Raw genomic sequence first — 25,684 nt, 5'->3', positions numbered from 1 at the left:
GACTAATCAAATCCTAATAAATCAAAAATTTCTCTATCTTTTAGTGGATTTCCTTCTAAGGGTTCTACGTTTTCAAGCATATTTTTGGCAAGAGATAAATATTCATTTTGAACTTCAATAACATCTTCAGTTGGTTCCATTTCAAAAATGGTGCATTTTTTAAGTCTTGATCTTCTAATTGCGTCGACATCTTTAAAGTGGGCCATAGTTTTTAAACCTGTTCTTTCATTGAATTTATCAATTTGATCTGTGTCTTTCGATCTATTTGCGACTACTCCACCTAATCTGACTTTATAATTTTTTGCTTTTGCTTTAATTGCAGAAACAATTCTATTCATAGCGAATATTGAATCGAAATCATTAGCAGTAACAATTAGACAATAATTTGCATGTTGCAATGGAGCTGCAAATCCTCCGCAAACGACGTCTCCTAGGACATCAAAAATAACAACGTCAGTATCTTCTAATAAATGATGTTCTTTTAATAGTTTAACTGTTTGACCGGTTACATATCCCCCGCATCCTGTCCCAGCAGGAGGACCGCCACTTTCAACACACATTACGCCATTAAATCCTTCAAACATAAAATCGTTTGGTCTTAATTCTTCGCTATGAAAATCTACCTCTTCGAGAATGTCGATAACTGTTGGCACCATTTTGTGAGTTAAAGTGAAGGTGCTATCGTGCTTTGGATCACATCCAATTTGAAGAACCTTTTTCCCTAATTTTGAGAATGCTGCAGATAGGTTTGATGATGTAGTTGATTTCCCGATGCCGCCCTTTCCGTATACGGCAATAACTAAAGCCCCTTCTTCGATATTTATTTTAGGATCTTGCTTTACTTGAACACTCCCTTCCCCATCAAGAGGTTTATTTATAGTACTTGTCATTTAAAGCTTTAAAACACATTATTATTTATATTCTTGCAGCGTAAATACACATGAAATATGTTTCTAAACAAATATGTATTCAATTGTATTAAAAGCAGGAAATATGTTCTTATAACTACAATTTTAGAATTTAATCTGTTAAGTTATGAGTGAAAATACTCATGGCTAAATTAAAATTTATTAGTAAAAAATTAACTAAAATATGCCTTGGCATCGTAAAGAGTTTCATCGCTTATTTCTGGAATTCCTCTCAAGATTGCATATTTTTCGGTATTTGTTTTAACTTTACCTCTTACAAAAAATGGAACTTTTGTTAATTCAGCTCTACCTGATTCAGTCCAAATAATGTCCTCTTTTGGATTATTCTCTTCTTTTTCGTAAGAATTTAAAATGTCCTTTGTGTTTGTCGCTGTATGTCCTAAATGGCTTTGATGACCGTCGACAAACTCAAAGTCATGTTTAAACATATCTATAAGATGCTCTTCTAATCCCATCATTAAGGGATGTACCCAGTCATCAAAAATCACATTTGCTCCTTCCCATCCCATTTGTGGGCTATATCTTGCAGGAACATCTTGAACATGCATTGGTGTACTTATTACTGAACATGGAATGCCAAGTCTCTTGGCACTATGCCTTTCCATTTGAGTCCCTAAAACTAGTTCAGGTGCGGCTTTTTTCATTGCATCTTCTACTTCTAAGTAATTATTAGTAATTAAAGCTTCCACATTAAGTTCTTTTGCTTTTGCTCTTACCTGTCTTGCCATTTCCCTACTGTATGTCCCAAGACCAACTACTTCAAAACCTAATTCCTCTTTGGCAATTTTTGCGGCTGCGATTGCATGTGTTCCATCACCAAAAATAAAAACCCTTTTGCCAGTTAAGTAATTAGAGTCAACTGATTTTGAGTACCAAGGAAGTTTTGATTTATTTTCTAATTCTTCTTTATTAGTCAAGGGGAGATCCAACTTGTTATGAACTTCACTTATAAATTCAATTGTATTTTTTATTCCAATTGGAATAGTGTTTGTATATTCCATTCCAAAGTTCCGTTTAAGCCATTCGCATGATGCTTCCGCAATTTCTGGATAAAGACAAATATTTATTTCAGCATCAATTAGTCTTTCAATATCATCTGGACTAGCACCTAATGGAGCAACTACGTTTGTATCTATTCCTTGCTCTGAAAGTATGCGTTGGATTTCAATTACATCATCTCTGCATCTAAATCCCAGTAATGAAGGACCCAGTATATTGACTTTTGGTCTGCGACCTAACTCCTTCCACCTTAGAGGACTTATTTTTTCTGAAGAACTTACTTTCTCTTTCAAAAGAGTTCTTGTTAATTGATAAAAAGTTTCTGAAGCTCCCCAATTTTCTTTCTTGCTATAGGCAGGTAATTCAAGATTAACAATTGGCATATCAAAACCCATTCCTTTTGCAAGAGCCCCAGGTTGGTCTTGGATTAATTCTGCCGTACAACTTTCTCCAACTAAAAGAGTTTTGGGTTTAAATCGTTCGACAGCTTCCTTAATATTTTTCTTCACTAATTCAGCTGTATCGCCTCCAAGGTCTCTAGCTTGGAAAGTTGTATAAGTTACTGGAGGTCTTTCCCCCCTCCTTTCAATCATTGTAAAAAGAAGATCTGCATATGTATCTCCTTGAGGGGCATGAAGAACATAATGAAGATCTTTCATTGAAGAAGCAATTCTCATCGCACCAACATGTGGCGGTCCTTCATAAGTCCAAAGAGTTAATTCCATAGTTTTTAATGAGTTACTAAAGTTTTCTTAGTTAGTATTTGATTCCTTCTTAAAGGTTTAGAGAAGAGACCTGCTAAGTCTGCGGCTTGATCAATTCCATGAATTGGACTGAATACCATTTCTATGGACCACTTAGTACTAATTCCTTCGGCCTCCAGTGGGTTAGCTAAACCCATTCCACAAACTACTAAGTCTGGATTAGATTCCCTTACTCGATCTAATTGTTTTTCTACATGTTGTCCTTCGACAATTTTTGTATTATCAGGTAATAAATTAATCTCCTCTTTCATTAAATCTTTATTTAGGTAAGGAGTGCCCACCTCTACAAGATCCATTTCGCATTCATTATGCAAAAATCTTGCCAAGGATATCTCCAGTTGCGATTCAGGAAGAAGAAATAATCTTTTCCCCTTAAGTATTTCTTTATGAGATTCAAGAGCAAGTTTTGCTCTACTAATTAAAGGCGAAATAATTTCATGAACTTTAAGTTCATTAATTTTGAAAGCTTTCGCTGCAGCTAAAAACCATTCAGTACTTCCTTCGATACCAAGAGGAAATGGAGCCGAAATTATTTCACAACCACGATGTTTTAGGTCTCGAACGGTATCACTTAAATAAGGCTGAGTTAATAAAACTTTTGTATTTTTGCCAATCTTCGGTAATTCTGTTGATTGACGGGGCGGGAAGCTCTCAATATTTGAAATTCCTAAATTTTTAAAAATCTTTTTAAACCTATCCTCTACATTATTTGCAAGAGTACCAACTAATAATAATTTCTCCTCATTTGATGACTCCATTAATGGAATTAAAGCTTTTAAGGCGCCATCCTCACCTTGGGTAAAAGTTGTTTCTATCCCACTGCCAGAGTAATTAACGAATCTCACTTGACCTAAAAATCTTTTATTTAATTTCTCTGCGACAGTGGCAAGATCTAATTTGATTACCTCACTTGGACAAGATCCAACTAGAAAAAGAGTTTTTATTTCTGGTCTTCTCGCAATAAGATCATTTACAACTCGATCTAATTCTTCATGAGCGTCAGCAAGACCAGCAAGATCTTTTTCTTCGAGAATAGCTGTACCAAATCTTGGCTCAGCAAAAATCATAACTCCAGCAGCGCTTTGAATTAAATGAGCACATGTCCTTGAGCCTACAACTAGAAAAAAAGCATCCGGCATTCTTCTGTGGAGCCAAACTATTGAAGTTAGACCACAAAAAACTTCCCTGGGCCCAGTTTCCTTATTAAATTCAACTTTACTCATTAAAAATTTTCAAGAGCTTATAGTTCAAGCTTGCATACACTTTTTAATTTAAGAAAGTAATTAATAAGTTCTCTTACAAAATGAACACATTTAAAAAACTTATATGAATGTTTAAATACTTAAATGGGAATTATGAAAAAAACTTTTGGGGCGTATTTTAATTTCTGTAGAAGGAATTTCCTTGACTTGTTTTCGAAAGTTTCCACACATTTCTAGCTATTTTAGTTGCTAATAATCCTGCTCTTTCTAACTTAGATTTACCGGGCTTTGCCCCAATTAAAGCTGTCACTTCTGAAGTGGTTAAAGGTGCTCCAGTATTTATAGCTAATTGGGTTAACTCCAATCTATCTCTAAGGTTCTTAAGATTTACTTTTTCAATTTTATCTTCTTCTAACCAACTAAAAGATGGGTCTTTCTGAGATAGTTTTTGCATCAAGCTAAGGCTAACTAATCCAAGAGTTTGATCAGGAGTTAATTCTTTTTTAGTACCAGAAACATTTGGTTCTTTTTTTTGAGAAGTTCCCATAAAAATGCATATCTTTTACTTGAAGTTATCGTTTTGTTGGAAGCATGCAAGTAAATTTAATAGAAAAAATGAACCATTATCCGTTATAGTCGCGTGAATGGAACCAACTTCTAGTTTAAACAGAGGGGAACGAAAAAAAGGAAGTTCCCTAGTCACGGGATCTGAGGTGCAATCTCAGGCCAGTGGTGCAAGCTGTTTTATTACAACTGATTCAGAAAAGTCTTTGGTGTCCAGACAAGCAAGTCAAGTTGAGCAAATTGAGTTGAGAACATATGTTTTTTTAGATTCTCTTCAACCTCAATTAGCTGCATATATGGGGACGGTTAGTAGGGGTTTTTTACCCATACCTGGAGATTCATGCCTATGGATGGAAGTTTCACCAGGGATGGCCGTTCATAGAGTCACTGATATTGCCCTAAAAGCAAGTAATGTAAGACTTGGTCAGATGATTGTTGAAAGAGCATTTGGCTCTCTTGCTCTTTATCACAAAGATCAAAGTACTGTTTTACATTCTGGGGATGTTGTTCTAGATGCTATTGGAAGTGAAGTTAGAAAAAGAACCAAACCTTCAACAAGTTGGACAGAAGTTATTCGAGCTATTACTCCAGACCATGCTGTTTTAATAAATAGACAAAACAGAAGTGGATCAATGATTCAATCTGGAATGAGCATGTTTATATTAGAAACTGAACCAGCTGGGTATGTCTTAAAAGCAGCAAATGAAGCAGAAAAAGCATCAAATATAACTGTTGTAGATGTAAAGGCAGTTGGCGCTTTTGGTAGATTAACTCTCGCTGGGAAAGAAGGAGATGTAGAAGAAGCAGCAGCTGCTGCTATAAGAGCAATTGATGAAATTTCAAATTATTGAGAATTTTTTAATTTAAACCAATTTCTTTTTTGAGGTAAGGTGACATAATTCTGGCGGCTTTACCCCTGCTTCCTAACTTACTTAGTTGTGATTGTGATAGCTCACCGTAAACACAGTTAGCTTCTTTTACCCAAAAAACAGATTCGAACTCCCCATTTGGATATTTTGGAGTCTTAAGAATTTCTCCCCAGCATATTCCAGTTGAATCCTTCACTAAGTTTCCTGAGGGATCACATAAAACCATACAACTTATAAATCTCGCGCTCCTGTAGGGACTATCAGAAAGTTCATTAATTAATTTTTTAATTTTTTCAGAGTTGTTTTTGGCATATCGAGCAGAATATATGCCTGGTCGACCATCTAAAACATCTACTTCAAGTCCCGAATCGTCAGCTAATGCCCAGGTTTTTGTCTCTAAAGCAGCTGCTTTTGCTTTTAAAAGTGCATTCTCAAAATATGTGTCTCCAGTCTCTTCGACATTTAAATATTCTGGTTGCTTCTGAACCCTTAAAGACAAAACATCCAGCATTGCCGAAATTTCAGAAACTTTAGTTTTGTTGCCACTCGCAATAGTAAGGACTGGATGGTTCAAAATAATAAATAAATTTATTGAGGATATTATCTTACTTCAAAGCTAGATACGGAGACAGGAAAGGTTGAACATTCCACACCTGTGTAGACAGGGCCTGCCTCGTACGGAAATAACATAATGTAAATTTTTTCTTAACACAACAGTATGTTTTGATGCACTAACTAATTTGCATAAGTATTGACATATCAATAGTACCAAGGGTGATAAGTTTAACTTATGAATGATAGAAAAAACATTAATGGAGATTTTATCGAAAACGCTTGACTTATAAGTACTTAATGAAGCATTCTTCGGATTGAACATTCCACATTTAGTAATTAGTAGACAATGGCTACAGAAACAATGGGTATCGCTCTCGGCATGATCGAGACACGCGGACTTGTACCTGCAATCGAAGCAGCTGACGCAATGACAAAGGCTGCAGAAGTTCGCCTTATTGGTCGTGAATTCGTAGGTGGCGGTTATGTCACAGTATTAGTTAGAGGAGAAACAGGAGCAGTTAACGCAGCTGTAAGAGCTGGTGCTGATGCTTGTGAAAGAGTTGGTGACGGTTTAGTTGCAGCTCACATTATTGCTCGTCCTCATAGAGAAGTTGAACCAGCTCTTGGTAACGGTGAATTTCTTGGTCAAAAGGACTAATAAATAAAGCAAATTTTTAAATTTTGCACAATAATTATTTTCCCTACACAGACCTAAATTTATCCTTATGAGTAAGAAGTATGATGCAGGGGTAAAGGAGTACAGAGATACCTACTGGACTCCAGAATATGTACCCCTAGACACCGATTTACTAGCCTGTTTCAAATGTACAGGTCAAGAAGGTGTTCCCAGAGAAGAAGTTGCAGCAGCTGTTGCCGCTGAATCTTCAACAGGTACTTGGTCAACAGTTTGGTCCGAGTTACTTACAGATTTAGAATTTTATAAAGGACGTTGTTATCGAATCGAAGACGTTCCTGGAGACCCTGAAGCTTTTTATGCTTTTATTGCATATCCTTTAGATCTTTTTGAAGAAGGTTCTATTACAAACGTATTAACATCTCTTGTAGGAAACGTTTTTGGATTTAAAGCTCTAAGACACCTACGTCTAGAAGATATTAGATTCCCAATCGCTTTCATCAAAACTTGCGGTGGTCCACCAAATGGAATCGTAGTTGAAAGAGATCGTTTAAACAAATATGGAAGACCTCTACTTGGTTGTACCATTAAACCTAAATTAGGATTATCTGGTAAAAACTATGGTCGAGTTGTATATGAGTGCCTTAGAGGTGGTCTCGATTTAACGAAGGATGACGAGAATATAAACTCTCAGCCATTCCAACGTTGGAGAGAAAGGTTTGAGTTTGTTGCAGAAGCAGTTAAGCTTGCTCAGCAGGAAACTGGCGAAGTTAAGGGTCACTACCTAAACTGTACTGCCAACACTCCTGAAGAGCTTTACGAAAGAGCTGAATTTGCAAAAGAGCTAGATATGCCAATCATCATGCATGATTATATAACTGGCGGTTTCACTGCAAATACTGGATTAGCAAACTGGTGTCGTAAAAATGGCATGCTTCTACATATTCATAGAGCGATGCATGCTGTTATTGATAGACATCCAAAACACGGTATCCATTTCAGGGTTCTAGCAAAATGTTTGAGACTCTCCGGAGGCGATCAACTGCATACTGGAACTGTTGTTGGAAAACTAGAAGGTGATCGTCAAACAACTCTTGGTTACATTGACAACTTAAGAGAGTCATTTGTTCCCGAAGATAGATCAAGAGGTAACTTCTTTGATCAAGATTGGGGTTCAATGCCAGGAGTATTTGCTGTCGCATCAGGTGGTATTCACGTATGGCATATGCCTGCACTCCTAGCAATTTTTGGAGATGATTCTTGTCTTCAGTTTGGTGGAGGAACACATGGTCATCCATGGGGTTCAGCTGCTGGAGCTGCAGCCAACAGAGTTGCTTTAGAAGCTTGCGTAAAAGCACGTAATGCTGGTCGCGAAATCGAAAAAGAGAGTAGAGACATTCTTATGGAAGCTGCTAAACACAGTCCTGAATTAGCTATCGCTCTTGAAACTTGGAAGGAAATTAAGTTTGAATTTGATACCGTCGACAAACTAGACGTTCAAGGTTAAACCAGATTTCAAAATTGAGGAGATTCTTCTCCTCAAACTTCTACAAATCTCGTTCTATTACGAGTAAATTTCATTCACATTTAAATTAATTATGCCTTTCCAGAGCACAGTAGGCGACTATCAAACAGTTGCAACCCTGGAAACATTCGGTTTCTTACCACCGATGACCCAGGAAGAAATATACGATCAAATTGCATACATAATTGCTCAAGGCTGGAGTCCTGTTATTGAGCATGTTCATCCTAGTGGAAGTATGCAAACTTATTGGTCTTATTGGAAACTCCCATTCTTTGGGGAAAAAGATCTTAACTTGGTTGTAAGTGAATTAGAGGCATGTCATAGAGCATATCCTGATCACCATGTAAGAATCATCGGATACGATGCTTACACTCAAAGCCAAGGAACAGCTTTTGTAGTTTTCCAAGGACGTTAAATCTACTTTATGTAGTAAATATCTTTCTCCAAAAAATATTTTTGGAGAAAGTTTTTCAAAAGAGTTTCACATTTGAAGATTATGTCAAAAAAAACCAGTAGAGAGATTGCACTAGAAAGAAGAAAGGCGATGAGTGATAGCGGTAAAAAAGCTGCTGCTTATTCTTCAACAACGCAAGATAGAGTTCGATCTTCTCAAGATATACAGATTTCTGGGACTCAGTCTTCTCCTAATAATCAAAACTTTTCTAAACCAGCTACAAAACATATTCCAAAAACGCATGTAAATAGAAAATCTTCTCCCACAAATTTATCTAGTAAAGAGTTAGTAATAGAGAGAAGAAAAGCAATGTCTACCCATGGGAAATCAGCTATAACTTCATCCGATAGAACTCGAACTGATGTTAAAAAAGAAAGTCCTGTAAACACAGTCAAAACTACCACAAGCAAAAATCAAGAAGTTCAAAATTCCCATAATACAGAAATTAAAACATCAAAACCAAACGTTAAAAGAAGAATTAATCAGAAAAGAAAGCCTATTACTAATACAAGTAGAGATATTGTTTTAGCGAGAAGAGAAGCTCAATCCAAGCATGGTAAATCAGCAACTAAACAAAATACCAGTGCAGCTTCTTTAGCTAGAAGGGGAGACCCAGATTTAAGTAGCAGAGAGATTTCTCAGAGAGTGAGAGAGCTAAGAAGTAAAACTGGTGCCACAGGCAAAAAAGGTAATGGTAAATGTAGACCATGTGGTCCAAATAAAAATGGAGCCAAACAAAATATTGCTGATGCTAGCTGGAAAGTTGGTAAAAGTGAAACTGATTCAGGTCAAATAGTTACTGGAACACAAGCTAATAGATCTGTAAAAACTACAGGTAATGAAGCAAGTACATGCAGAACTGTCACAGGTACTCAATATATGGGAGCAGAAGTACTTGATCAATTTTGTCAAGATAGACCAAGTTATAAACAACCACTTAGATCTACTGTTACCTCTACAACAACAGGTAATAAAGTAACCGGAAATGAAGTCGGTAGATCTGAGAGGGTCACAGGCGATGAGCCAGGAACTTGTAAAAACCTTACCGGTACTGAATATGTATCTGCTAATCAATCACAGAAGTATTGTGGTGATGTTCCAAAAAATCCCTCAAAGGTTAAACATAGTACTACAACTGATGGATTAAAAGTATCTGGATCACTTCCAGGTAGATCAACTCTGGTAACTGGAGATGAATCAGGTTCTGGACATCAGTTAACTGGAGATCAATATCTTGGCTCAGAGCCAAATCCAAAAGGTAAAGCATTTGAAAAAGTAGGCAGTTACAACACTCTTAATGGGAATAATGTAACTGGTACAGGTGTAGGAAGATCAGACCATATGACAGGCAATGAACAAGGGAGTTGCAAGAATGTAACTGGTGATGAGTACATAGGTTCTCAACAATATGAGAAGTTTTGTGGTTCAAAACCAATACCAGAAGCTAGAAAAGTAGGTTTAAGTCTTTCTTCAAAGTCAAATTTAATCAGCGGGACTATGACAGGAAGATCAAAAATAGTAACTGGAGATGAACCGGGTTCATGCAAAGTGCTAACAGGAACACCATACGCAGGCTTGGATCAGATTAATGATAATTGTAGTACTGAGATTTCTGAAGATATGAAATCCCGATCAACAGTTAATTCTGGAAATAATTCAAATGCCAGACTTACAGGACAACAACCAGGAATTGGCGGAGTAATGACTGGTGCTAAGAAAGGTGCGTGTAAAAATCTAACAGGGACTCCTTATGTTGGCGGAGATCAGTTTTCACAAGCTTGTGATAATCCTCCAAATGATACTGCTTATGCGAATCCAGAAAAGTCAGCAGGTAACTCTTGGAATGAATTCTCTGTTAAATCACCATCAAGAGATAAGTATTCTGAAAAAAATACTCAAGGAGTTACAGGTAATGAATATGAAAATGGTTCAAAGGTAACAGGTCCTTTTGATATGGCAGTTGATAAGGTCACTGGGACTGAAAAATTTAGATTTGAACCTAATAAAAATATTACTTATAAACAAAAAATGGAAATTGAAGAGGCAGACCGTGTTGCAAAGACACCTGAAAAAAGAGTTGCATCAAGGATTACTGGTGAAGGACAATCAGTAGGAAACGTAACTGGAGATGATTGGGATCGTGGCGATAAGGTAACAGGTACAGAAGGAGCTTCCTCTAGAAAGCGAAATCCATCAAGAGCAGGATTTATGAGCGCAATGCCCCATATGGAAGTTAAAAGAAATGAGGAAACAGAAAAACCAGATTTCTTGATAACTGGATCTAGTGGCAATACTCGTGAAGGACAACTTGTTACCTTTTCAGGTGGTGCAAGAGGTTAAGTAAATAATGCCTTTAAGAGGACTGGCTAAAGCCAAGAACTTCACATTGGGGCCAACAGCTCCAATGAAAACTTTTACTGAAAATATCCATATACAAACTAAAGAATCAAATAATTCCCCAAATTCTGGAAATTCTCATAAATTAACTAACAATATCCAAAATGAAAATCTATTTAGGTATGAAAGTAAAATAAAAGGTGATTTTGACGAAATTGTTCCAACTCTCAAGGAAATTGCTCGAATTCAACATCACGAAGATTTTATAAATAAGGCTCAGAAAATATCAAGAAAAAATTTGGGAATAGATTTACCCCTACATGTATTAGATAAATCCTGGGTTAAACCTCTTGATATGAGGGCTTTATATGCATGGTGTGCTTTCAAACAGCATGAGAAACTTAGCGACAATTTTTTTAACAATGATCCACTTGACGGTGCCGCTGGAAGTAGGGATGCGGAAGACTTTGAAAAATTTCTCTTAGATTGCGGAATACATTTACTTGATATAACTCCTTGTTCAGATGGAAGATTAGCTCATTCAATTGCTTATGTAATGAGAATACCTTTTAGTTCAGTAAGAAGAAGATCCCATGCTGGAGCACTATTTGATATTGAAAATACCGTTAATCGATGGGTAAAAACTGAACATAAAAGATATAGAGAGAATATTCCTAATGAAGCGCATAAAGATACCAGGTATTTAAAAGTTGTAACTTATCATTTTAGTTCTGTAGATCCTTTGCATCAGGGATGTGCAGCTCATGGGAGTAATGAGGAGTTAGCGGCAGAAGAAGGTAGAAGTAAACTATATGCTTTCAAAGAGGCTGTAGAGAATAGCTTTTGCTGTGGTGCTTCTGTGGATTTAATGTTAATTGGACTTGATACAGACACTGATTCATTAAAAATACATTTGTCAACAAGGGATGGAGGGATTGATTTAGAAAAAACTATTTCTACTTTGGAAATTTATAATTCAACAATAAACTTTTCACAAGAGGATGCAGAGAGAGAAATTTGTCAAATAATTTCTAAACAATCTTCAAAAGATAAACTCAGTGGACTTGAAAAATTTATGTATAAATTAATTGTCAATAATATTTCTCAAATTGATTATGTTAAGAGTTTTCATAATGGTTCCTATGAAGATATTGGACATGCAGAGAGGTTTATTGGAGTAGGTATAGGTTTTAAAGAAGTACATCTCAGAAATTTAACTTATTTTGCTCATTTAGATACAGTCGAAGAAGGGGCTCCAGATTTAGATGTAGGAGTGAAGATTTTTTCTGGATTAAATGTTTCTCAAGATCTACCTATTCCAGTAGTAATAAGATTTGATTACTCTGGAAAAGTGCCTGGTGCAAAAGAGAGGGCAATAAAAGATTGTGAAAGAGTTAATAATGCGATATCAATTAGATATAAAAATTTAGTTGATCAAGGTTTGTTACACACTTGCTCTACTATTAGAGATAGGGACAACATTCATTCCGCCAAAATTATTGGAATGTCTTTAGATAAAAAAACAGAGGAGGCTCACTAATTATGTTGATTTGCAAGGTTGTAAAACCACTTGTTTCTACCAATAGGATTCCTGGTTTTGAACATAAACATCTGCAGGTTGTATTAGATGGTTCTTCTAAAAAAGTTGCAGTTGATGCTGTTGGCTGTAAGCCAGGAGATTGGGTTATTTGTGTTGGAAGTTCTGCTGCTAGGGAAGCAGCTGGAAGTAAATCTTATCCAAGCGATTTAACGATTGTTGGAATAATTGATCATTGGGATTCTGACAAGTCATAAAAAAGGAGGATATAAATTATGGAAATTATGAAGGTATTAGGAAGAATGGTATGTACTCAAAGAGTCGCTGGCTTAGGATATATGAATTTAAGAATTTTGGAAAATAATAAGGGCAAGAAATTAGTTGCTGTTGATCCTGTTGGTGCTAGAGAAGGTAACTGGGTTTTTACTGCCAGTGGCTCTGCTGCGAGGTTTGCATGCCCTAACCCAGAAGTTCAAACGGATTTAACAATTGGAGGTATTATTGATTATTGGGAGAGTGACTAAAAATTTTAACTTCAAAAATTTATTTATAAACTTTGTTGAATGTATAGTGTAACTAGTCTTGAATAAAGAATGTAATGTGGAATGAAAGGGAATCACCTTTGAGGATTGAAAAAAGATTTGAATTTGATCAATACTCAAAAATTAGTAAATTCATTGGGGAAATTGAGAAATTATGCAAAGAAAGGGATGTCTATCCAAATATCAGCTTCGGTAAGAATTTTGTAAGTCTTTCAATATTTTTAGATAATAAAGAAATATCAGAAAAGGAAAAAGACTTTTCAATGGATATTGATAAATTTTATTTAGAGTATTAGTCCTTTTTAATAATTATTAGGCTTTGCAATATCTCTTTTGATTAAAGCCATTAAATATGTTGGGGCTTTATATCTACCAGGTAGACATCTATTTAAAGTCTCAAGATGACCCCAACATACTGTCTTTTCTATATCTTTAACTGAGTTTCCTTTTAAGATTAATAGTCTAAGAGCTTTGCAAAATAAAGGATAACCTGCTTCTAGTTCATCTATATTAAGCTTTGCTGCTGACATAGATCAAAGATGAATTATCAACTAATAATCTATACAACTATGGTGCACAATTGGTTCATATTTCAAATTTCTCAATAATTAGAAATTAATCTAGAAATGCGACGCAATCTATTTCAACTAAAACTCCTTTTGGTAGAGATGAAACTTCCACACAGGCCCTTGCGGGAGGATTCTCTATATTAAAAAAATCACTATATATTTTATTGACAATTTGAAAATTACTTAAGTCCGTTAAGTAAATAGTTGTTTTTATTACATCCTCTATTTTGGCTCCACCAGCTTTAAGAACTTCTGCAAGATTTTTTAAAACTTGAATAGTTTCCTTCTCTATATCACCTAAACAAGTTATTTCATTTACAGCTGGGTCTATAGCAATTTGACCAGAACAATAGATAAAATCTCCAGCTTTTATTGCTTGATTATAAGGTCCTACTGGATCAGGAGCATTTGATGTTTTAATTACTTGTTTGGGGGACATTTGTTTAGGAAGATACCTATCTATTTAAACCCATAAATCTTTATTTGCTCTTAAAAAAGTAAATTCTTCTAAATTTTTTGCTCTTAAGAAAAGGTTTATTTTCATCTCTTCATCAAGTAAAAATGGAATTGTCAATTCATTAAGTGAAAGTTTTTTTTCAACTTCCGAAAGTTTATTTTTTATATCTTGATCTTTTGGCTTGAGATTCAATGCCCACAATATATTTTCCTTTGTATATTCATGTGCACAATATATCAGAGTATTTTTTGGTAAAGATTTGATTCTTTCTAGTGAAGAATACATTTGTTGATAAGTTCCCTCAAAAATTCTTCCACAGCCTCCAGAAAATAATGTGTCACCAATAAAAAGAACAGGATCTTCCCCATTCAAAAAGAAGGCAATATGTGAGTTTGTATGACCTAATACTTCAATTATTTTTACTTCTTCCCCTAAAATGTTTAAAGTTTCTCCATCTTCAACAGATACATTTTGAAAAGGGATTCGCTTTTTTTCTTTGGAGGAAGCAATCACCTTTACATTTGGCCATTTTTCAATAAGAGACTTCGTCCCTCCAATATGGTCTGAATGATGATGAGTTTGCAAAATAGCTTCTAAGTGAAAATTGTTTTCATTTATATATCTAACAACTGGTTCGTGTACTGATGGATCTATAACTACAACGGATTTATCTTTTACCAACAACCATATGACGTTATCACTTAAAACTCTAAGTCCAGTTATATTTCGAGCTTTATTAAATTCCATTGTTAAATTAGAATGAAGAATCCTTGGAAGAAATTGATCTATGATTACTATAGCTTTACCAAAAGGAGCTCTGTTAAAAGATTCAATTTCAACTTTTAAAAAAGCTGGGTTAGATTTCTCTAATGCGTTGGAAGAAAATAATAGATCATTAACCTTTGAATCAAATTGCAAAAGGGCAAAAGCTCTATTAGTAAGAAATGGGGATGTGCCTGTTTATGTAAGTTATGGGCAGGCTGATTTGGGTATTGTTGGGTATGACGTTTTACGAGAATCTGAATTAAAAGTCGCAAAATTATTAGATTTAGGATTTGGGGGTTGTCATATGTCGTTGGCGGTTAAGAAAAATAGCAATTATTTAAAACCAACCGATCTCCCAGCGAATTGTAAAGTAGCAAGTAAATTTACAAAAACAGCAAGATCTTATTTTGAAGAATTAAATATTCCTGTAGATATAGTACATTTGACGGGATCAGTCGAGCTTGGTCCTATTACGGGTATGGCAGAGGCAATAGTTGATTTGGTGGCAACCGGAAAGACTCTCAAAGAGAATGGTTTGATTAAAATAGATGATCTTTATTACTCGACTGCAAGACTAATTGGAAATCCTTTATCTATGAGGTTAGATGATAATCATCTCAGAGATACAATTTTATCAATAGAATCAACTAATGCTTTATAGAAGATTAGCTAAATGTTTTTTAAAGATTTTAGAAGGATTAAAAAGTTAGGTAAATTTTTAACAAAAGATAAAAAAACAATCTATCTAATCTTGATAGTTTTGTTACCTGTTTCTTTCTCTGGAGCTATTCAACCATTATTAGTTGGTCAAGCAATTACTATTCTAAAGAATGAAACTACAGATGTTTGGCTAAGTAAAACTTTCTTTGGGCAGTCGATAAATGCCATTATCGTATCTTTATTTATAACTGTTTTATTCAGATTAGTTCTGCAGGGATACCAAACTTACAATATCCAAGCAGTGGGACAACGTTTGACAGCAAGAATAAGAAGAGAACTTTTTGATCATTCAATATCTTTATCTCTTAGGTATCACGATAAAATGCCTGTGGGGAAATTATTAACAAGATTAACAAATGATGTTGATGCTTTAGCCGAGGTTTTTGGGAGTGGGGCAGTAGGAGTCATTGCTGATTTCGTTAGTCTGATAGTAATTTCTTTGACAATGCTGTCAATTGATCGGGGGCTTGCCATTTTATTACTTTTGACTCAAATCCCAGTTTCATATTTTATTATCTGGCTTCAAAAACGTTACAGAAGAGCCAATTATCAAGTAAGGGAAGAATTGTCTCAACTAAACTCTGATTTTCAAGAGAATCTTCAAGGTTTAGAAGTCGTTCAGATGTTCAGAAGAGAGGCTTTTAATAGCAAAAAATTTTCCAAAACTGGAGTTGCTTATAAGAAAGCAGTTAATGGAACAATATTTTATGACAGTAGTATTTCAGCGTTTATAGAATGGATTTCTCTTGCTGCAGTTTCCTTGGTTTTGGCAGTTGGAGGATATCTTGTTACTTCTGGAAATATTGGTTTAGGAACATTAACAACTTTTATTTTATATTCTCAAAGACTTTTTGAACCTTTAAGGCAGCTTGCAGAAAGATTTACTCAAATACAAGGAGGTTTAACAGCTGTAGAAAGAATAAACGAATTATTGGATGAAGAAATACAGATTAAAGATTCTACTTCCGCAAAACATTTTTTAGAAAATGCTAAAAATGTAAATAAAAAATTTAAGGGCAAAATTGAGTTCAAAAATGTTAATTTTTTCTACAACGAAGGAGAACACATTATAAAAAATTTATCTTTCAAGATTAATCCAGGAGAGCATGTGGCTTTTGTAGGTCCAACTGGTTCAGGTAAGACAACCATAATAAGACTATTGTGTAGATTGTATGAACCTCAATCGGGTCAAATTTTAATCGATGATATTGATATCAAAGATATTCCTATTGCAACTCTTAGAAATATGTTGGGAGTAGTTTTGCAAGATACCTTTATCTTTAGTGGAAATGTCGCAGATAATTTAAAACTTAATTCGAATCTAGACAATCTTGAATTAGAAAATCTTTGTTACGAATTAGGGTTAGATAATTTGTTAAAAAAATTACCAGAAGGTTTGAACACCTCACTAAGAGAGAGAGGAGGAAATCTCTCTTCGGGAGAGAGACAACTTCTTTCCGTAGCTCGAGTAGCTATTAGAAATCCTGTTGTTTTAATAATGGACGAAGCAACAGCGTTTATGGATCCCTCAACAGAAGCTACTTTGCAAAAAGATCTTGAAAGAATTCTGTCAAAAAGAACAGCATTAGTAATAGCTCATAGATTAGCAACTATTGAAAGTTCTGATAAAATTTTAGTCTTAAAAGGGGGATCATTAGTTGAGGAGGGAACGCATAGTGAATTAAGACTTAAAAAGGGTTTATATTTTCAGCTCTCTGAGCTTCAACAAAAGGGATTCGTGAATTTTTAATGATTTTTAGAAACCAAGGATCGTTAATAAAAAAATCAAACAGTATATCAAAGGATGAGCTGATAGATCTCTATGGTTTGAATTCTTATGAGTTCACTCATACAACTAAAGAAGAAATCTTTGTATGTAGTAAAAATAAAGATTTAGATCTAATAGAACTAGATCAACTTTTGCAAACTGTTGGTTGGAGCAGAAGGCCTATAAGGAGAGTAAAAAGAGCTTTAGATTACAGTATTTTGGTGGTTGGGTTATGGCGTCATGATGATAAATTTCCCAGACTAGTTGGATTTGCAAGATGCACTGGCGATGGAATTCTAGAAGCAACAGTTTGGGATGTGGCTATTAACCCTGTCTATCAAGGACTTGGATTGGGGAAAGAGATAATGAGGTATGTCCTAAAAGAATTGAAAAATATTGGCATTTCTAAAGTAACCCTTTTTGCTGATGCTGAAGTGGTTTCATTTTACAAAAGACAAGGTTGGATTTTAGAACCTAGAGGGTCGAAATGTGCTTTTTGGTATGCAAATTAATCATTTTTTGTAGTAGTCAGAATATATAGATTTTAACGATTCGCCTTTTAACCATCTTCTTCTAAAGTGCCAGTTCTTAATAGCTTGGAGAAAAATATTAGTTCTTTCCCATTTCCTTGAACTTATAAAAATAGGAAAATTTAATTGTTTTAAATCTTTTTTTTTGTTTAATCTCATTAAAAAATCTACATCTTCCATCAAAGGTATATTTCTAAATCCATTATTCTTAAAATAGGTTGTTCTATGAATTATTAAACCTTGATCACCATACGGTTTTTTAAAAAATTTACTTCTAATATTCACGAGCATTTCGAGAAATCTATAAATTATCTTTTTGTGATTAATTTTGAATTCAAAATAGTAAATAATATTCTTGTTTCCCTCTAAAAATGAGTTTATTTTTTTAAACCAATCATGAGTTAATCTTGTGTCTGCATGTAAAAATATGAGCCACTCTCCTTTTGAATTTTTAGCTCCAATATCTAATTGTAAACCTCGATTCCTTTCTTTGGATATAAATACTTTCGCTCCATAAATATTTGCTATGTCGATAGTTTTATCTTCACTTCCAGAATCAACAATTATGATTTCGCCCTCTTTCTGAATACTTGACAAGTCTGAAAGCAATAATGGCAAATTACTAGCTTCATTAATTGTTGGAATGATAATTGAAATTTTTGACAAGTCGATTATTTTCTATTTTCAATATCAATAATTGTATCTATATCTATTTTTTTATCTAGAAACTTGTATTTTAATTTTTTAGAAGCAAAATTATCAATTGTATTTTGAAGAACATTTTCTGTTCCCCACTTTATGTTGATAAAAGGTAAATATGTATGTGATAACATTATTTTTTCTGATAAACCGATAAGCCAATATCCTCCATCGTTAGATGGTCCTAAAATAAGATCATTATGTTGAAGCTCTTTTAGAGTATTCAATAAATCTTGATGGCATAAATCTGGAAGGTCAGTACCAATAAAAATAATATTTTTGATTTTATGCCTTGCACAAAATTTTTTGTTGATAATTATTTGCCGTTTCATTTTTTCTCCCAAGCAGCCTTTCCCCTGCAAATTAAATTTTTTGATGCCTAATTCTCTAGACCATTTTCTACAATTTCCTACTCCCAAACCAGTTATGGCAATAGAAATATCAAGCAGTTTATTTTCTTGAAGAAATTTTGCAACTGAAATAGTGTGTTTTGTCATTACACTTTGTATTTTCGCTGAATTACTTTTACCTATATCTTTTGATAATCTTGTTTTGCATCTTCCAAAACCATGCCATTTCGCCATGATTATAAGTAATGCTTTATCCAATAATTTAGTTAAATTTAAAATAATTATATGCCTATTAAAAAATATAAAATTTATTTTTATAAATTTAGTCGATACTTTGTTAAATAATTTTAAATTTGTCGTGATCTTGTGATTTGATAATGGCCAATTATTAAATTCCAACTAGATTAATAATCTAGAGAATAAAACTTTGCAAGCAACTAATCCTATTTGGGCGGAAGTTCAACAATCACTCCAAAAAACTTTAAGTAAGCCTTCATTTGAGACATGGATAAGGCCTGCTAAGTTTAATTGTTTTGAAAATGGCTTATTAACTCTAATCGCCCCAAATACATTTTCTAGTGATTGGTTGAGAAAGAATTATTGTGAAACTATTGAAAAAGCTGCGAAGGAAATCTGCGGTCATGATGTAAAAGTTGTTTTTAAATCTGAAACGAATACCAGCAGCGATCTAACAAATGAAGATAAAGCTAACGAAAAGAATGTTCATCATAAATCAAGATCTTTTTCTAGTAATAACCAAAATAATTCTTCAAAAAATCAATTCAAAAATCCTAATGGTTTAAATTTACGCTACGTCTTTAAAAGATTTGTTGTAGGTCCAAATAGTAGGTTGGCTCATGCCGCAGCTTTAGCCGTTGCCGAATCTCCTGGGAGAGAATTCAATCCATTATTTATTTGTGGAGGAGTAGGCCTTGGTAAGACTCATTTAATGCAAGCAATAGGGCATTATCGAGTAGAAATAGATCCAGAAGCAAAAGTTAAATATGTATCTACAGAGACTTTTACAAATGATGTTATTAGTGGTATTCGAAGAGATGGAATGACAGCTATTCGAGATAAATATAGAAATGTAGATTTGATTTTAATTGATGATATACAGTTCTTAGAAGGCAAAGAGTATACACAGGAAGAATTCTTTCATACTTTTAACGCACTTCACGAATCAGGAAGTCAAATAGTTATTGCAAGTGACAGACCACCAAATCAATTGTCGGGAATTCAAGAGAGATTAATTTCTAGGTTCTCAATGGGTATGACCGCAGATATTCAACCACCTGATCTTGAGACTAGGACAGCCATCCTTCAAAAAAAGGCAGAACAAGAGAGGATGAGTCTTCCAAGAGATTTAATTCAATTTATAGCAGGAAGATTCACTTCGAATATTCGAGAATTGGAAGGAGCATTTACTAGAGCTGTTGCATTTGCATCAATAACAGGCTTGCCAATGACAGTTCAATCAATTGCTCCAATGCTTGATCCTAATAGTGTTGGTGTAGTTGTTACTCCAAAACAAGTTATTAATAAAGTGTCAGATTTCTTTAAAGTTTCTACTGATGAATTGATCAGTTCAAGTAGGAGAAAACCAGTAAGTCAAGCTAGACAAATAGGTATGTATCTTATGAGACATGGTACGGATCTAAGCCTACCAAGAATTGGAGATGAATTTGGTGGTAAGGACCATACAACAGTTATGTATGCTATTGAACAAGTTGAAAAAAAGTTATCTATTGATCCAAATATTGCAAGTCAGGTTCAAAAAATAAGAGATTTACTTCAAATAGATTCAAGAAAAAATTTATAGTTTTACTTATAACTAGAAGTGAAATTTATTGGATCTTGATCATATCTATGCCTAAAAGGTATCTTATCTATTTCATTGATATTACTAAGCGATTCAATTTTATTTAATGATTGCCTTAATAACCTTGCTGAAATAATTGGCATATCTCTTGGAACTGAGATTCTGTTTTTTAAGTATCTTAGAGAGATTCCTGAAAGTTTTTTAGGGATTAATACTTCACCTGTGATCATATGGCTCAAAGCTGATCTCAATGATTCGTCAAAGGATTCTTTATTGTATGGGTTTACCTTTAGTAAATTGTCTTTATGCTTTATCACTCTTTTAAGAGCAATTGTTGCATAATATTTTGACTCATAATTTTGGTTTAATTCATAATTACCTAAACCTTCCCCGGTATCTATTAGCTTAGAGAAAGTAATCTGTTGTTCATTGCTTTCTTTATAGCATCCTCCCATTTGTGGGGGTAAATCATGAGAATGAGTATGAAAATCTCCTTGAGTGCCTCTATAAGCACTTGTCCCCTCAAAAAGGGTAAGCCAGTTATCTACATGACGATAATTAGATCTTAAATTAAACCCTTTATAATATATAAGTGATGCATTCATTCTCTCCATATAGGGAATAAAAATTATATCTCCAACACCAGGCTCTATATCACCCGTGTTAGAAACTGATGGATCAACAAACCCTGATTTTGAGCTACTTAAGATTTCATCGAGTTTGGAAATGGATTCTTTAAATCTTTTTTTTCTAAAAGAGTTATCTATAAAATTAAAGCTTTCTCGGCAGAGCCAATTACACCAGGATCTGAAAATTTCTCTTTCTAACTCTCGAATTTTGATAAGGTGACTAGATGTTATAAAAGATCCAAGTGCTCCAAATTCATTTTCTAAAAAAGCTATGATATCGTCGCTTTCAGTTATAACTTTTCCTTTAAATTCAATTGCAGGTAATTTCCCGGATCTGACTTTTTCAAGGAACCAACTTTCTTTTTGGCCGTAGCAAAACATATTTATTTTCTTGACTCTGTATGGAATTTTCTTAAATTCAAGCCATAACCATATCTTCTGACAGTAAGGACACCAAGAATGCCTATCTCTATAGAGAGTAACTAATACATCATTTTCGCTATGTCCAAATAATCTTAAATTTGCGTAGGAATTATTTACACCATGGACTCTATCAAGATCTTCAATTTCAAATTTATTTAAATCATCCCATGTCAAAATCCCATTCATTATTTGAATTAAAGCTATAAACTAACGTTATAATAATTGATTAAAAAAAGTCTTGGAATTTGAATTTGATTTAGTTGTTGTTGGCGCTGGATCTGGAGGACTCGCGGCGGCTAAACGTGCGGCTAGTTATGGAGCAAAAGTCGCAATCATAGAAGCAAATAAAATAGGAGGAACTTGTGTGATAAGGGGATGTGTGCCTAAGAAATTAATGGTTTATGCAGCTAAAAGTAAAAAAAATATTGATTCTTCTGAAGGATATGGATTAAAAAATGAAGGTATTAATTTTGAATCAAATATTTTGTTGAAGAATGTTAGGGAGGAGGTTTCTAGATTAAGTAATTTACATAGAAATTCTTTAAAAAAGATGAATATAACTATTTTTGAAGGCTTAGGAAGATTTATTACTCAAAATGAATTAGAAATTATTTGTTCAAACACAAAGAAAATTAAAAACAAAATAAATTCAAAAAAAATTCTTATTTCAGTTGGAGGTAAACCAAAGAAATTAAATATTCCTGGGGTAGATTTGGCATGGACTAGTGATGATATTTTTGAATTAGAAAAGTTTCCCAAATCAATATTAATAGTAGGAGGTGGATATATTGCTTGTGAATTTGCTTCTATTTTCAGAAATTTAGGTACTGAAGTAACTCAATTAATTCGAGGTCAACATTTACTTAATGGTTTTGATGAGGATCTTTCTTCATGCCTAGAAGAATCACCTACTTTTACTGATATCAATATAATAACCAATACTCAATTAAAGTCTATCAAGAAAGTAAATGGAAATCTGGAATCTACCCTAGACTCGGGAGACAGACTCCTAACTAATAATATTCTTATTGCTACAGGAAGAGAACCAAATCTTTTGCCTCTAAATTTAGATTTTTTAAATCTAAAGATGGATGGCCAATATTTATATGTCGATGAACTTAATCAAACAAGCAACGCAAATATTTTTGCAGTTGGCGATATAATAAATAAACCAAACTTAACTCCAGTAGCAATAGAACAAGGGAGAGTTTTTTCGGATAATTTTTTTAATGATCAAAAAAGAAAAGTGAATTATGAATATATCCCTAAGGCAGTTTTTACTATTCCAGAAATTTCAACAGTTGGCTTAAGCGAGAAAAGAGCTAAAGAGATTTACTCTGAAAAAAATATAAAAATTTTCAAATGCAAATTTACCCCTATGTCTAATACCTTTAAAAAGAATAAATCAAAATGTATGTTGAAGATTGTAGTTCATAAGCTAACTGACAAAGTCCTAGGATGTCATATGTTTGGAGAAACATCGTCTGAGATTATTCAAATGGTATCAATTTCATTAAATGCAGGGATAACAAAAAAAGACTTTGATATTACAATGGCTTTGCATCCAACTATCTCAGAAGAATTTGTGACTATGTATGGATAAAATTATGATTTAGAAAATTTTAATTTTTCTTGAACAATCAGAAATACTATAAGTAAGGCAAAGTAAATAAATAAACCTATCCTTAATTCAGAAAGGAAGTTAAATTCATTCAGGAAAAGTATCTTATCGAGAATGTAGAAAATATAAAGATTAAGCAAAATAAATCCTTCAATTCTTGTGATTTTCCCTTTGCTCCAAAAAATTGGTAAGCATGCAAATGTAGTTAAAACCATAAAAGGTAAGTCAACTTTTATTAAACTATGTTCAATTACTAAACCTTTAAATCCTGAAAAAATACTGCAACTTCCAAGGATTAAAAGTTGATTGAGTAAATTACTTCCTATTACATTCCCAATCGCAAGATCTGTTTTGCCTTTAAATGCAGCAATTATTGAAGTTACTAATTCTGGTAAAGATGTCCCAGTTGCGACGATAGTTAAACCAATAACAATTTCATTTACGCCCAAAAGAGTAGCGAGCGTTTGAGAACCATTTACTAAAATATTTGAACCAAAGCTTAAAAGAAATATCCCCAATATTAACTTTAGTAAAATATTCATTTTCCCTTTATGGTTATCTTTTAATTCTTCTATCTCTGGTTCAGCATCTTTTGTCTCCTCTCCTTTCTCATTGATCGTATTGATTTCCCATATTGTATTTAAGATTAAACAAAATATTAGAAATATCCCTGCTTGCAATGTTAATAAGCCTGTTGATGACATAGCCCAAACTGCACAAGAAATTGCCATTAAAAGAGGCACATCTCTTCTGACTATTCTGCTTTTTACTTTAAGAGGTGTTATCAATGAGCTTATGCCCAAAACAACGAGAACATTAAAAATATTGCTTCCAATTACATTGCTTGCCGCAAGCGAATCACTGCCTTTTAAAATTGAACTTAAACTTACCAACAACTCAGGAGAGCTTGTTCCAAGAGAAACAACTGTCAAACCAATTACTATTTGAGGTATTCCTAAGATTAATGATAAAAATATGGCTCCTTGAATAAAGAACTCTCCTCCAGTAAAAAGTAGAACTACGCCTAAAAATATTTCTATTATTGGAAATAAAAAATCACTCATATTTAGGATTAAATTTAGATAATAAAAATTTTCATTATTGGTTAATAACTATCCTCGAATATCTACAATTTATTGTCAATTTTAATTTGCTGTTAAAATTGATTAAATAGAAAAAATTTTGAAGACTTTAAACATAATAAAACCTGATGATTGGCATTTACATTTAAGAGAAGGTCTTGTATTAAAAAATATCATTCAGTTTACTTCGGAATATTTTGGAAGAGCCATTGTTATGCCAAATACTAAAAGTCCCATAACATCAATCAATAGCGCTATTTCTTACAGGAAATCTATTTTTGAAGCGCTACCAGAAAGTTCTAAGTTTGAACCATTAATGACAATTTATCTAACAGATGACACTGATGAAGGGGAACTAATTAATGGTTTTAAAAATAATGTTTTTTTTGCAGCAAAATTATATCCTGCTAATGCCACAACAAATTCCAGTCATGGAGTTAGGAAAATAGAAAATCTATATAAGATCTTTGAATTAATGCAAGATTCTGGAATGCCTCTTTTAATTCATGGGGAAGTGACTGATTCTGAAGTAGATATATTCGATAGAGAAGAAGTTTTTATAGATAAAGAACTTTCTCAAATAACCAAAAGATTTCCAAAATTAAAAATCGTTCTAGAACATATAACCACCTCTTACGCAGTGGATTTTGTGCAAGAAAATAATATTGGGGCTACTATTACTCCGCATCATTTGCATATAAATAGAAATGCAATGTTTTTTGGAGGCTTAAACAGTGATTTTTACTGCTTACCAGTTGCTAAGAGGGAAAATAATAGACTCGCTTTAAGGAGAGCGGCAACAAGTGGGGAAAAATGTTTTTTCTTGGGGACTGACTCTGCTCCACACCTTAGGAAGTGGAAGGCGTTTTGTGGATGTGCAGGCATTTTTAATTCGCCAGTAGCAATAGAAAGCTACTTAACAGTTTTCGAAGAGGAGAATGCTCTAGATAATTTTGAAAAGTTTGCAAGTTTGAATGGCCCTAATTTTTATAATGTTCCACCAAATAAAGAAAAATTAAAATTAGTCTCTAGACCTAACAAAATTAAAGAATATATTGATGTTGTTGAAGAAAAAAATATTGTCGGACAAATAAAACCATTTCATGCAGGTGAAACTTTACAATGGCAAGTAGAAGGAATAGTGAATTAAAAAAATTAGATTTAATCTGACAATTAAAAGTGTAAATATTCCAATTTTTCTTGGTTAAATGGGTTACTTTCAGCTACGATTAGAAAGCGCAAATTCCTTTGGGAGTGTGGCGGAATTGGTAGACGCGCCGGACTTAAAATCCGTCGAGCGATTTAGCTCGTGGGGGTTCAAGTCCCCCCACTCCCATT

At 33.7% G+C, this 25,684-nt stretch carries 27 protein-coding genes and 1 tRNA gene; 16 read left to right on the top strand and 12 right to left on the bottom strand.

All coding sequences use genetic code 11. The features are described from left to right. Window positions 1-2 precede the first annotated feature (2 nt). The 4 genes from bchL to BS621_RS01950 all read right to left on the bottom strand — a co-directional run bounded on the left by bchL (window position 3) and on the right by BS621_RS01950 (window position 4,441). Window positions 3-890 (bottom strand): ferredoxin:protochlorophyllide reductase (ATP-dependent) iron-sulfur ATP-binding protein, encoded by an 888-nt coding sequence (gene bchL / locus BS621_RS01965; RefSeq protein WP_002805445.1) that lies wholly within the window; start codon window positions 888-890, stop codon window positions 3-5. A gap of 191 nt (window positions 891-1,081) precedes the next feature. Further along, the gene (locus tag BS621_RS01960) at window positions 1,082-2,653 is read right to left on the bottom strand and encodes a ferredoxin:protochlorophyllide reductase (ATP-dependent) subunit B (protein ID WP_077141635.1); all 1,572 of its coding nucleotides are present in this window, start codon (window positions 2,651-2,653) and stop codon (window positions 1,082-1,084) included. Window positions 2,654-2,658: 5 nt separating this feature from the next. Beyond that, on the bottom strand, window positions 2,659-3,915 hold the full coding sequence (locus BS621_RS01955) for a ferredoxin:protochlorophyllide reductase (ATP-dependent) subunit N (RefSeq protein WP_077141634.1): 1,257 nt from the start codon (window positions 3,913-3,915) through the stop codon (window positions 2,659-2,661). A gap of 157 nt (window positions 3,916-4,072) precedes the next feature. Then, entirely contained in the window at window positions 4,073-4,441 is a 369-nt protein-coding gene (locus BS621_RS01950; protein WP_077141633.1) for a hypothetical protein, read from the bottom strand. A 97-nt stretch (window positions 4,442-4,538) separates the two neighbouring features. Between BS621_RS01950 and BS621_RS01945 the strand changes: the two genes are divergently transcribed. Continuing rightward, entirely contained in the window at window positions 4,539-5,309 is a 771-nt protein-coding gene (locus BS621_RS01945) for a hypothetical protein (RefSeq protein WP_011818055.1), read from the top strand. 7 nt (window positions 5,310-5,316) lie between these two features. On the opposite strand, the gene BS621_RS01940 is transcribed toward BS621_RS01945, so the two are convergent. Further along, window positions 5,317-5,901, bottom strand: coding sequence for a non-canonical purine NTP pyrophosphatase (locus BS621_RS01940; RefSeq protein ID WP_032517753.1), 585 nt, complete (start codon window positions 5,899-5,901; stop codon window positions 5,317-5,319). A gap of 327 nt (window positions 5,902-6,228) precedes the next feature. Here BS621_RS01940 and BS621_RS01935 point away from each other — a divergent pair, with 327 nt between their 5' ends. The 8 genes from BS621_RS01935 to BS621_RS01900 all read left to right on the top strand — a co-directional run bounded on the left by BS621_RS01935 (window position 6,229) and on the right by BS621_RS01900 (window position 13,207). After that, window positions 6,229-6,540, top strand: coding sequence for a BMC domain-containing protein (locus BS621_RS01935; protein WP_002807869.1), 312 nt, complete (start codon window positions 6,229-6,231; stop codon window positions 6,538-6,540). A gap of 67 nt (window positions 6,541-6,607) precedes the next feature. After that, window positions 6,608-8,023, top strand: a complete 1,416-nt coding sequence (locus BS621_RS01930) for a form I ribulose bisphosphate carboxylase large subunit (protein ID WP_002805854.1) — start codon at window positions 6,608-6,610, stop codon at window positions 8,021-8,023. 91 nt (window positions 8,024-8,114) lie between these two features. Continuing rightward, window positions 8,115-8,456 carry a ribulose bisphosphate carboxylase small subunit gene (locus BS621_RS01925; protein WP_011376108.1) on the top strand — a complete coding sequence of 114 codons (342 nt, stop codon included), beginning with the start codon at window positions 8,115-8,117 and terminating at the stop codon, window positions 8,454-8,456. Window positions 8,457-8,537: 81 nt separating this feature from the next. Continuing rightward, on the top strand, window positions 8,538-10,835 hold the full coding sequence (csoS2, locus tag BS621_RS01920) for a carboxysome assembly protein CsoS2 (RefSeq protein WP_077141632.1): 2,298 nt from the start codon (window positions 8,538-8,540) through the stop codon (window positions 10,833-10,835). A 7-nt stretch (window positions 10,836-10,842) separates the two neighbouring features. Then, entirely contained in the window at window positions 10,843-12,372 is a 1,530-nt protein-coding gene (locus BS621_RS01915; RefSeq protein ID WP_077141631.1) for a carboxysome shell carbonic anhydrase, read from the top strand. A gap of 2 nt (window positions 12,373-12,374) precedes the next feature. After that, a complete protein-coding gene (locus BS621_RS01910) occupies window positions 12,375-12,626 on the top strand; it encodes a carboxysome peptide A (protein ID WP_077141630.1) in 252 nt (83 codons plus the stop codon). An 18-nt stretch (window positions 12,627-12,644) separates the two neighbouring features. Further along, a complete protein-coding gene (locus tag BS621_RS01905) occupies window positions 12,645-12,893 on the top strand; it encodes a carboxysome peptide B (protein ID WP_077141629.1) in 249 nt (82 codons plus the stop codon). Between the two features lie 74 nt (window positions 12,894-12,967). Further along, window positions 12,968-13,207, top strand: a complete 240-nt coding sequence (locus tag BS621_RS01900) for a 4a-hydroxytetrahydrobiopterin dehydratase (protein WP_077141628.1) — start codon at window positions 12,968-12,970, stop codon at window positions 13,205-13,207. Window positions 13,208-13,213: 6 nt separating this feature from the next. Here BS621_RS01900 and BS621_RS01895 read toward each other — a convergent pair whose 3' ends face one another. From BS621_RS01895 to gloB, 3 genes are all read right to left on the bottom strand, one after another. Continuing rightward, window positions 13,214-13,441 (bottom strand): DUF3136 domain-containing protein, encoded by a 228-nt coding sequence (locus BS621_RS01895; protein WP_002806681.1) that lies wholly within the window; start codon window positions 13,439-13,441, stop codon window positions 13,214-13,216. 85 nt (window positions 13,442-13,526) lie between these two features. Then, window positions 13,527-13,919: a Rid family detoxifying hydrolase gene (locus BS621_RS01890; protein ID WP_077141627.1), complete on the bottom strand. Its 393-nt coding sequence runs from the start codon at window positions 13,917-13,919 to the stop codon at window positions 13,527-13,529. 24 nt (window positions 13,920-13,943) lie between these two features. After that, window positions 13,944-14,684, bottom strand: coding sequence for a hydroxyacylglutathione hydrolase (gene gloB / locus BS621_RS01885; RefSeq protein ID WP_077141626.1), 741 nt, complete (start codon window positions 14,682-14,684; stop codon window positions 13,944-13,946). Between the two features lie 40 nt (window positions 14,685-14,724). Here gloB and hisG point away from each other — a divergent pair, with 40 nt between their 5' ends. The 3 genes from hisG to BS621_RS01870 are packed head-to-tail and all read left to right on the top strand — an operon-like array spanning window position 14,725 to window position 17,702. Further along, window positions 14,725-15,363 (top strand): ATP phosphoribosyltransferase, encoded by a 639-nt coding sequence (gene hisG / locus BS621_RS01880; RefSeq protein WP_077141625.1) that lies wholly within the window; start codon window positions 14,725-14,727, stop codon window positions 15,361-15,363. A gap of 12 nt (window positions 15,364-15,375) precedes the next feature. Beyond that, window positions 15,376-17,172: an ABC transporter ATP-binding protein gene (locus BS621_RS01875; RefSeq protein ID WP_077141624.1), complete on the top strand. Its 1,797-nt coding sequence runs from the start codon at window positions 15,376-15,378 to the stop codon at window positions 17,170-17,172. Continuing rightward, window positions 17,172-17,702, top strand: coding sequence for a GNAT family N-acetyltransferase (locus BS621_RS01870; RefSeq protein ID WP_077141623.1), 531 nt, complete (start codon window positions 17,172-17,174; stop codon window positions 17,700-17,702). Before BS621_RS01875 ends, BS621_RS01870 begins: the two co-directional genes overlap by 1 nt. Here BS621_RS01870 and BS621_RS01865 read toward each other — a convergent pair whose 3' ends face one another. Both BS621_RS01865 and BS621_RS01860 read right to left on the bottom strand, forming a co-directional pair. Further along, window positions 17,703-18,386 carry a TIGR04283 family arsenosugar biosynthesis glycosyltransferase gene (locus BS621_RS01865; protein ID WP_077141622.1) on the bottom strand — a complete coding sequence of 228 codons (684 nt, stop codon included), beginning with the start codon at window positions 18,384-18,386 and terminating at the stop codon, window positions 17,703-17,705. Between the two features lie 5 nt (window positions 18,387-18,391). Beyond that, the gene (locus tag BS621_RS01860; protein WP_025931567.1) at window positions 18,392-19,003 is read right to left on the bottom strand and encodes a TIGR04282 family arsenosugar biosynthesis glycosyltransferase; all 612 of its coding nucleotides are present in this window, start codon (window positions 19,001-19,003) and stop codon (window positions 18,392-18,394) included. A 193-nt stretch (window positions 19,004-19,196) separates the two neighbouring features. Here BS621_RS01860 and dnaA point away from each other — a divergent pair, with 193 nt between their 5' ends. Beyond that, window positions 19,197-20,591, top strand: coding sequence for a chromosomal replication initiator protein DnaA (dnaA, locus tag BS621_RS01855; protein ID WP_077141621.1), 1,395 nt, complete (start codon window positions 19,197-19,199; stop codon window positions 20,589-20,591). Window positions 20,592-20,593: 2 nt separating this feature from the next. On the opposite strand, the gene BS621_RS01850 is transcribed toward dnaA, so the two are convergent. Further along, window positions 20,594-21,829: a glutathione S-transferase gene (locus tag BS621_RS01850; RefSeq protein ID WP_077141620.1), complete on the bottom strand. Its 1,236-nt coding sequence runs from the start codon at window positions 21,827-21,829 to the stop codon at window positions 20,594-20,596. A 52-nt stretch (window positions 21,830-21,881) separates the two neighbouring features. On the opposite strand from BS621_RS01850, the gene gorA reads away from it, so the two are divergent. Further along, window positions 21,882-23,246 (top strand): glutathione-disulfide reductase, encoded by a 1,365-nt coding sequence (gene gorA, locus BS621_RS01845; protein WP_077141619.1) that lies wholly within the window; start codon window positions 21,882-21,884, stop codon window positions 23,244-23,246. Window positions 23,247-23,248: 2 nt separating this feature from the next. On the opposite strand, the gene BS621_RS01840 is transcribed toward gorA, so the two are convergent. Next, window positions 23,249-24,328 carry a calcium/sodium antiporter gene (locus BS621_RS01840; protein WP_077141618.1) on the bottom strand — a complete coding sequence of 360 codons (1,080 nt, stop codon included), beginning with the start codon at window positions 24,326-24,328 and terminating at the stop codon, window positions 23,249-23,251. Between the two features lie 118 nt (window positions 24,329-24,446). Between BS621_RS01840 and pyrC the strand changes: the two genes are divergently transcribed. Next, on the top strand, window positions 24,447-25,496 hold the full coding sequence (gene pyrC / locus BS621_RS01835) for a dihydroorotase (RefSeq protein ID WP_077141617.1): 1,050 nt from the start codon (window positions 24,447-24,449) through the stop codon (window positions 25,494-25,496). Window positions 25,497-25,596: 100 nt separating this feature from the next. Continuing rightward, window positions 25,597-25,682, top strand: a tRNA-Leu gene (locus BS621_RS01830). Window positions 25,683-25,684: the final 2 nt, after the last annotated feature.

This window comes from Prochlorococcus sp. RS04 (assembly GCF_001989455.1).
Lineage (GTDB): Bacteria > Cyanobacteriota > Cyanobacteriia > PCC-6307 > Cyanobiaceae > Prochlorococcus_A.
This window is presented reverse-complemented; position numbering and strand designations above follow the sequence as displayed.